This is a genomic window from Nonomuraea sp. NPDC003709 (genome assembly GCF_040610775.1).
Lineage (GTDB): Bacteria > Actinomycetota > Actinomycetes > Streptosporangiales > Streptosporangiaceae > Nonomuraea > Nonomuraea angiospora_A.
In genome coordinates this window covers 195,559-203,669 of the sequence record NZ_JBEXMW010000025.1, presented here as the reverse complement: position 1 = coordinate 203,669, position 8,111 = coordinate 195,559, and the positions used below count along the sequence as shown (strand labels likewise).

The following is an 8,111-nucleotide window of genomic DNA, read 5'->3' as shown; positions in this document are numbered from 1 at the left end:
GGTCTTGATCGAACGGGTGCCGAGCATCGCCGCCCGCTGGTCCGCGCCGACCCGGTCAACCCCGGGCAGGCCGTGCAGGAAAGCTCGCAACGCCGAGTCGGACGAGGCGACGTCCGCGAGCGAGGTAGTCACAGTTGACACCAACACAGCATCGCCGACCAGGGCCGTGAGCTCCAAACCGGACCGCCTTAGACGGTCGGCCCCGGGGCCTTAGGCATGTCGTACGCGTCGGCGTACCGGAGATAAGGCATCCACCCGATGTGGCAGGCAGGGCCTTAGACCGAGTCTTAAAGGTGTCAGGAAGAAGCACGAAATTTCAGGAGACACACCATGCACCCCGAGATCGAGTACGAGCTCATGAAGAACCACGCGAGCGAGCTCCGCAAGGCCGCCGCCGAGCACCGGCGGGTACGCGAGGCCGAGAGGGCCAACAAGTCCGAGCGCCGCTCGGTCTTCGGCAAGCTCCGTTTCTCATGACCATCCCACGAGAGCCCGGCCACCACCTCCCTCGTGGCCGGGCCTCGAAACCCCCGTAAAGGGACCCCCATAAAAGCGTCGAAAGTAATCGATCGGGCATGACATGCTGGATGACATGCGGGGACGTTCTGTCAGTCCCGTCTTCGTCGGGCGGGAAGAGGAGCTGGCGGCTCTGTCTGAAAGCTTCGACGAGGCACGAAAAGGCACGGTGACGGCCGTCCTGCTCGGCGGCGAGGCCGGCGTCGGCAAGACCAGGCTCATCCAGCGCTTCGCGGAGCAGTGCCAGGCCTGCGGCGCTCACGTGCTGTTCGGCGGCTGCGTGGAGCTGTCCACGGAGGGTCTGGCCTACGCGCCGTTCACCGCCGCGCTCCGGCAGCTCGTCAGGGAGCAGGGCCCCGCGGCCGTCGCCGGGCTGCTGCCGGACGGCGCCGAGCGCGATCTCGCGCGGCTGCTGCCCGAGTTCGGCGAGCCGAGCGGCGACGGCGAGACCGACACCGGCCGCGCCCGGCTCTTCGAGCAGTTCCTCACCCTCCTCGAACGCCTGGCCCTCGCCCGTCCCACCGTCCTCGTCATCGAGGACATCCACTGGGCCGACAGGTCCAGCCGCGATCTCATCGCCTTCCTCAGCCGCAACCTGCACGCCCCGCAGGTGCTGATCGTCATGACCTACCGCTCCGACGACCTGCACCGCCAGCATCCGCTCCGGCCGGTGCTGGCCGAGCTGGGCCGGGTGAGCGGCGTGCACCGGCTCGACCTGCCCCGCCTGTCGCGGGACGAGGTCGCCCAGCAGATGGCCGGCATCCTCGGCGAGGTCCCCCAGTACGCCAAGGTCGAGAAGGTCTACGAGCGCAGCGAGGGCATCCCGCTGTTCGTGGAGGCCATGCTGGAGGGCGAGGACTGCGCGTTCCCCGAGTCCATGCAGGACCTCATCCTCAACTCCGTCGAACGGCTGCCCGAGGAGACCCAGCGCCTGCTGCGCGTCGCCGCCGCCGGCGGCATCCGGGTCAGCCACAAGCTGCTGGCCGCCGTGAGCGGCCTGTCCGACGTCGAGCTGGAGGCCGCGCTGCGCCCGGCCATCGCGGGCAACGTCCTGCAGATCGCCGACAACCGCGCCTACGTCTTCAGGCACTCGCTCATCCGCGAGGCCGTGCACGACGAGCTGCTGCCCGGCGAGCACCAGCGGCTGCACGCCAGGTTCGCCGAAGAGATCTCCAAGGACCGCGGGCTGGTCCCGCCGGGGCGCGCCGCCGTCGAGCTGGCACACCACTGGTACGGCGCCCGCAACGACACCTGGGCGCTGATCTCCGCCTGGGAGGCGGCGCAGAAGTCGTTCAAGGCGTTCGCGTACACCGAGGCCGTCCCGCTGCTCGAACGCGTCCTCATGCTGTGGGAGCGCGTGCCCGACGCGGCCGAGCTCATCGACGCCGACCACACGGCCGTCCTCGAACGCGCCTCGGAGGCCGCGAACGCCGGCGGTGAGGCCGACAAGGGCGCCAAGTTCGTCAAGGCCGCGCTGTCGGAGCTGGACGAGGCCAAGGAGCCCGGCCGCGTCGCGCAGCTCATCGTGCGGCGGGTGGGGTTCAAGAACGCCAAGGGGCAGCTCGGCGTCATCGAGGACCTCCGGCACGCGCTGCGGCTCGTGCCCGAGAACGGCGCCGACCGCGCCGAAGTGGTCTCGGTGCTGAGCCGCCACCTCATGTTGCGGGGCGAGATCGCCGAGGCGAGCGCGCTGATCGCCGAGGGGCTGCGCCTGGCCAGGGAGCTCGGCGACGGTTGCCTCGAAGCCGACCTGCTGATGAACCTGGCGCTGGGCCACTCCCTCAACGGCGAGAACGAGTCCACGATCACCGTCAACGAGCAGGCGCTGGAGATCGGCACGGCGGCGGGGTCCGCCCGCCTGATCACCAGGGCGGTCGGCAACAACATCGACGCGCTGATCGACATGGGCCGCCACGAGGAGGCGCTGCGCCTGGCCGAGCACGGCTGGGAGCTCTCCAAGAAGTACGGCAGGCTGCGCGGCAGCGGGCTGTTCATCAAGAACAACTGGGCCGAGGCGCTGGAGGCGATCGGCCGCTGGGACGAAGCCATCGAGATCATCGAAGGCGCGCTCGGCCACGGCCCCGTCCTGCGCCACCGGTACGCGCTCCTGCGCGTCCGCGCCGACATCGCCCTGGCCAGAGGCGAGCTGCAACTGGTCGAGGGCATCCTGTCAGAGGTCGGCGTGCTGAAGGACCGGCCCGAGGAGTTCGTCCAGGACATCATCAACAACGCCCGCCTGCACATCGGCTGGCACCTGACGAAGGGCGAGCCGGGGGCCGCGCTCAGCGTGGCCGAGCGCGTGCTCTCGCACCACAAGCAGTCCAGCAAGGCCATGCTCAGCTGGCGGCTGCTCTCGCTGCTCCGCACGGTCTGCGACGCCGCCGAGGCCACCGAGCCCGAACGGGCCGCCGCGGTGCGCGAGCTGGCCGCGGAGGTGGCGGCCGAGCTGTCGGTCATCGGGCCGGTCGTGGAGGCGTACCGGCTGTCGTACACCGGCGACTTCGACGCCGCCGCGGCGGCCTGGGAGCGGCTCAACCGCCCGCACAACCAGGCCAAGGCCCTGCTGCGGGCGGCCACCGCGGCCGCGCGCGGGGGCGACCGCGAGGGGGCGGCGGCCCGGCTGAAGGTGGCGCACCCGCTGGCCCAGGCCTTGCGCGCGACGCCGCTGATCGAGGAGATCGAGGCGCTGTCGCGCCGGGTGGGCGGGGTTCAGCCCGCCCAGGAGCCCTCCGAGCTGCTGACGCCGCGCGAGCTGGAGGTGCTGCGGCTGGTGACCCAGGGCAGGACCAACAGGGACATCGCGGCCGAGCTGTTCATCTCGGCGAAGACGGTGAGCGTGCACGTGTCCAACATCCTGGCCAAGCTCGGCGTCACCACCCGCGGCGAGGCCGCCGCCGCGGCCCACCGCCTCTCACTACTGTCCCCCTGATCCGATAAGCGCTTCCGCCAGGAGGACGACGCCGAAGATCGCGAACGCCGCCGCGGCGCCGTACCGGATGACCTTCTCCGGCAGGTGCTTGCCCAGCAGCCGTCCCACCAGGATCGCCAGCGCGTCCGCCGCCACCATGCCGACGGTCGAGCCGATCCAGGTGCCGAGCCAGCCGTGCTGCGTGGCCAGCGTGATGGTGGCCAGCATCGTCTTGTCGCCCAGCTCGCTCAGGAAGAACGCCACGGTCACCGCGATCAGGGCGTTCCTGGTGGTGCGCTGGGCCTTCTTCGACTCGTCCTCGGTCAGCTCGTCCCCGCGCAGCGTCCATGCGGCGAACCCGAGGAAGGCCAGCCCCGCCACCACCGCGATGGCCGTCGTCGGCAGCGCGTCGCCGATCAACCCGCCCAGGGCCACGCTGACCAGGTGCACGAGGGTCGTGGCGATCGTGATGCCCGCGAGCACGGGCCAGATCTTGAAACGGGTCGCGAACGTCATCGCCATGAGTTGGCTCTTGTCGCCGAGCTCGGCCACGAAGATGACGGCGAGACTGATCCAGAACGCTTCCAACGGTCCCCTTCCGCGCGACCGAGCCGGAAGCGGCGACCCGGGGAGATTCGGGCACGACTTCGGCCCGGCAGCGTCTCATTGCACAACTGCCAGGCCGAAGGTCTCGTCCGCCCGTATGAGGCCCGTGTGACCGGGCGCGATGAAGCGCCAGTGTGTCGATCACACGATTGGGACTACTCCCCTTCGGAAATTCCAACCAACCATAACAGCCCGCGAACGGGACCTATTCCCCGAGGTCCGAGCACGGGCTTCTCCCGTCCCCGCGTCCCGGGCGGGACCTATTCCCGAGGCCCGAGCACAGGCCCGTCGACCAGCGCGACCCCGAGCTTCCCCCGGACCCCTATTCCCCGAGCTCGCAGCCGACGAGCACGGGCTCGTTGACCAGCGTGACCCCGAACTTCTCCCGCACCCCGTCCCGGACCTCCCTGGCCAGCGCGAGCAGGTCGCCGGTGGTGGCGACCCCGTCGGGGTTGGTCAGCGCGAGCGTGTGCTTGGTGGAGATGCGTACGGGCCCGCGCGCGTACCCCTTCGGGTAGCCCGCCTGCTCGATCAGCCACGCGGCGGGCACCTTGACCGCCCCGCCGGGCAGCTCCCAGCGCGGATGCCCCGGGGCGCGGGAGGCCAGCTCCGCGGCCTCCTCGGGCGTGAGGATCGGGTTGGTGAAGAACGAGCCGGCGCTGCGGGTGTCAGGATCGTCCGGGTCGAGCACCATGCCCTTGCCGCGCCGCAGCGCCAGCACGGCCTCACGGGCCTGCGCGAGCGGCACCTTCCCGCCGGGCTCCGCATCCAGCCTGCGGGCCAGCTCCTCGTACGCCAGCGGGCCGGACATTTCCGAAACATCCAGCGCGTACGTCACCGCGAGCACCACATGCCGCGCCAGGTCGCGCTTGAAGGCGCTGTCACGGTAGGAGAACCCGCACTGCCGCGCCTCCAGATCCACCACCTGCCTGGTGCGGCGGTCGTAGGCACGCACGCACCAGACGGTCTGGGCCACCTCCTGCCCGTACGCGCCGACGTTCTGGATGGGCGTCGAGCCGACCAGCCCGGGGATGCCCGACATGCACTCGATGCCCGACCAGCCCTCGGCCACGGCGCGGGCGACCAGCGGGTCCCAGTCCTCCCCCGCCTCGACCGTGACCAGCACCTGCTCGCCGTCGCGCGAGACGGTCACGCCCTGGGTCGAGACCTTGATGACCAGCCCGTCGAAGCCCTCGTCGGCCACCACGACGTTGCTGCCCCCGCCGAGCACCAGCGTGGGCAGCCCCTTCATGTCCGCCTCAGCCACCAGGGACACGAGGTGCTCCGCCGTGGTCGCTTCGGCGAAGTCGCGGGCGGGGCCGCCTAGGCGCAGCGTGGTATACGGCGCGAGCATCTCCATGGGCCAATAGCTTATGAGGTGCCCAGTATGCGCAGCACGCGGTCGAAGTTCCGGCGGGACTCCCGTGCGTCGTAGTCGGGGTCCACGTCGTGCGATCCCAGCCGCACGGCGGGCAGCGGCTCCTCGGGCACGACCAGCTCTCTGTGCCCTTGCCGGAGAGGCCCTCGCTGGTGGGACTCCTGCTGGTTGGTCCCTTGCTGGTGGGACCCTTGCTGGAGTGCGAGGGAGAGCGCCAGATCGGCGTTCCTGCCGTAGCCGGCGTCCTCGGGCAGGGCTCCGAGCGCCGGGGCCCGGCGTACCGCCATGAGCTCCCCCGTCAGCGCCCGCACCCTCCTGGGCCCGGCCGTGCCTGGCCCCGGCTCCACCACGCGGACCGGCTCCGGCTCCCCGTCCGGGAAGTCCACGCCCCTCCACCCGGCCGCCACGGCGCCACCCGCGACGGCCGCGACCAGCGGGGTCAGCGCGTCGCCGCAGAGCTCGACATTCGTGTCCATGAGCACGTGCACGTCCGCCTCGTCGAGCCGCAGCAGCTTGGCGCGGCATTCGCCCCAGGTGGCCGTACCCCCTCGCCAGTGCGGCTCCTCGGCCACGTGCCACACGGCGATCCGGTCCGGATGCCGGTCGGCCAGCTCGTCCAGCACCTCACCGGCGCCGTCGACGTCGCCGAGGTCGAAGGCGAGCACGCGCGCGTTCGTGTGCTCGACGATCGATCCCACGCTCTTCCTGACGTCCTCCGGCCAGCCGTCGACCAGCAGGCTCACGGTGACGGTGACGTCTTTGGTCTCCGTACGCTGGCGTTCCAGCTTGACGCCCAGCTCGTCGAGGCGGTTGGTGGCCAGCGAGCTGTCCCAGACGCGCTGAGCGTGGAGCATGGTGTCATCCGTGTCGCCCCGCTGCCCGGGAGCGCCGGAAAAGCCCAACTCGGCAGCGGGATCAAGCCGAGCATGCGCCCCGTTGCCCGCCCCTGCCCCGCTCGCCTTGGCCTTCGCACCGGCAGTTCCCGTTTCGGTCGCCCTGGCCCTTGCACCGACAGTCCCGGTTTCGGTGCCGCCCGCGGTGTCGCGTCCGGTGCCGGAGCTGCCCACCACCTTCTCGACCCGCGCCGGCCGAAGGTGGGCGGGCGGCTTGGCATCGGTCACAGCGGAAACGGGGATCGATCGAACTGTGGGCCAAACTCGTCGCGCGGCTTCGTTCATAGACGTCACGCGTACCCGAGACCCGCCCGAAATATCACCCGGCCGACCGCCGCGTCAGGACAGCTGGACCACCGCGCGGGCCTTGGACAGCACCTTCTGATCGCCCGACCTGGCGGTGAGCCCGATGACCACCCGCTTGTCCTCCAGCTTCTCCTCCACCACCCCGCTGACCGAGACCGTCGCCCCCTGATCGTCGTCGGGAACGACCACCATCGACGAGAACCGCACCCCGAAGTCCACCACCGCCCCGGGATCCCCGGCCCAGTCCGTGACGAACCGCCCGGCCTGCGCCATCGTGTACATCCCATGCGCGATCACGTCGGGCAGCCCCACCATTTTGGCGAACCGCTCGTTCCAGTGGATCTGGTTGAAGTCCCCGGAAGCCCCGGCGTACATCACCAGGTTGAGCCGGCGCACGTGGTAATCGGCGGCCGGGATCTCCTGACCGACCTCGACCTCGTCGTACTTCACCGTGGCGGTCATCTCAACCGGCCCCTCCGCGCTCGACGATCGTGTTGTAGGTGACGCAGACCGGCTCGCCGTCGACGGTCGTCACTTCGCTCCTGACCGTCAACAGCTCGTTCCGCCCGGCCGTGCGGATGTCGGTGATCGTCGCGGTCGTGACGAGCTGGTCGCCGGCGCAGACCTGCCGGACGTACTCGAAGCGCTGCTCGCCGTGGACGACCATGGCGAGGTTCAGCCCGAGGTCGGGATCGACGAGCGCCTCGCCCCCGCTCTGCAGGCTGAACACGATGGGGAACGTGGGCGGCGCGATCACATCGGGATATCCGGCGGCCTGGGCAGCCTCTTTGTCCCGGTAGAGCGGGTTGTTGTCACCGATCGCGGCGGCGAACTCTCTGATCTTCACCCGGCTGACCTCGTACGGCGCGCTGGGCGAATAGGTCCTGCCCACGAAGTCTCGGTTCAAGGCCATCAGTGCTCCCTCGCATGTCACCAACCGAGCGCTGCTGAGGCCGACGGTAACAGAACAAGGTTCGGCTGTCGCCGGTGATTATCTTGATTTTGCCCCGAGAACTTTCCCGGCGCCCGGCCCTTCCAAAACTCCCGCCATAACCACCGCCTTCTCTCGGCACGACGGTCAGTGCGCATGACGCCGCCCACCCGTCACTGCACCCACCGACCCCAAACCCGGCCGACCACATCACTGCGCACCGCCCCACACGCAGCCGACCACAGTCACAGCGCCTGCCGACCCTCTCGGGACCGGCCACCGTCACAACGCCCACCGCCCCCCACAGGGCCAGCCGTCGTCACGATGCCACCGCCTCGTCCCCAGGAGGCCAACCACCATCACGACACCCGTTACAGCGCCCGCTGTCTCGCATGCTGCCGACCGCCATCAGGGCGCCCATCAACCCCTCAGGACCGGCCACCGTCACCGACACCCACCGCCCCCTCCCGGGAGGCCAACCAGTCACGGTCACGACGCCCGCAGACCGCCAGGGGGCCGGTCACCCGTCACGGTGCCCGCTTGTCCCCGTCTGGGTGGCGACCGGAGCCCCGG

At 70.4% G+C, this 8,111-nt stretch carries 7 protein-coding genes and 1 pseudogene; 2 read left to right on the top strand and 6 right to left on the bottom strand.

The window, feature by feature from the left end; genetic code table 11:
* Positions 1-132, bottom strand: a pseudogene (locus ABZX61_RS51810) (deoxyribose-phosphate aldolase); the annotation flags it as partial.
* Between the two features lie 198 nt (positions 133-330).
* Here ABZX61_RS51810 and ABZX61_RS51805 point away from each other — a divergent pair.
* Together ABZX61_RS51805 and ABZX61_RS51800 are read left to right on the top strand one after the other, a co-directional pair.
* Positions 331-477 (top strand): hypothetical protein, encoded by a 147-nt coding sequence (locus ABZX61_RS51805; RefSeq protein WP_192789639.1) that lies wholly within the window; start codon positions 331-333, stop codon positions 475-477.
* Between the two features lie 115 nt (positions 478-592).
* Positions 593-3,445, top strand: coding sequence for an AAA family ATPase (locus ABZX61_RS51800; RefSeq protein WP_355206973.1), 2,853 nt, complete (start codon positions 593-595; stop codon positions 3,443-3,445).
* Here the strand turns inward: ABZX61_RS51800 and ABZX61_RS51795 are convergent.
* The 5 genes from ABZX61_RS51795 to ABZX61_RS51775 form a co-directional block, all read right to left on the bottom strand.
* Entirely contained in the window at positions 3,431-4,012 is a 582-nt protein-coding gene (locus ABZX61_RS51795; protein ID WP_350733731.1) for a TMEM165/GDT1 family protein, read from the bottom strand. The genes ABZX61_RS51800 and ABZX61_RS51795 overlap by 15 nt on opposite strands.
* 340 nt (positions 4,013-4,352) lie before the next feature.
* The gene (locus ABZX61_RS51790; protein WP_355206969.1) at positions 4,353-5,390 is read right to left on the bottom strand and encodes a UDP-N-acetylmuramate dehydrogenase; all 1,038 of its coding nucleotides are present in this window, start codon (positions 5,388-5,390) and stop codon (positions 4,353-4,355) included.
* Between the two features lie 11 nt (positions 5,391-5,401).
* Positions 5,402-6,262, bottom strand: coding sequence for a hypothetical protein (locus ABZX61_RS51785; protein WP_355206966.1), 861 nt, complete (start codon positions 6,260-6,262; stop codon positions 5,402-5,404).
* Between the two features lie 378 nt (positions 6,263-6,640).
* A complete protein-coding gene (locus ABZX61_RS51780; protein WP_355206963.1) occupies positions 6,641-7,069 on the bottom strand; it encodes a MaoC family dehydratase in 429 nt (142 codons plus the stop codon).
* Position 7,070: 1 nt separating this feature from the next.
* Positions 7,071-7,520 (bottom strand): MaoC family dehydratase N-terminal domain-containing protein, encoded by a 450-nt coding sequence (locus tag ABZX61_RS51775; protein ID WP_192789633.1) that lies wholly within the window; start codon positions 7,518-7,520, stop codon positions 7,071-7,073.
* Positions 7,521-8,111: the final 591 nt, after the last annotated feature.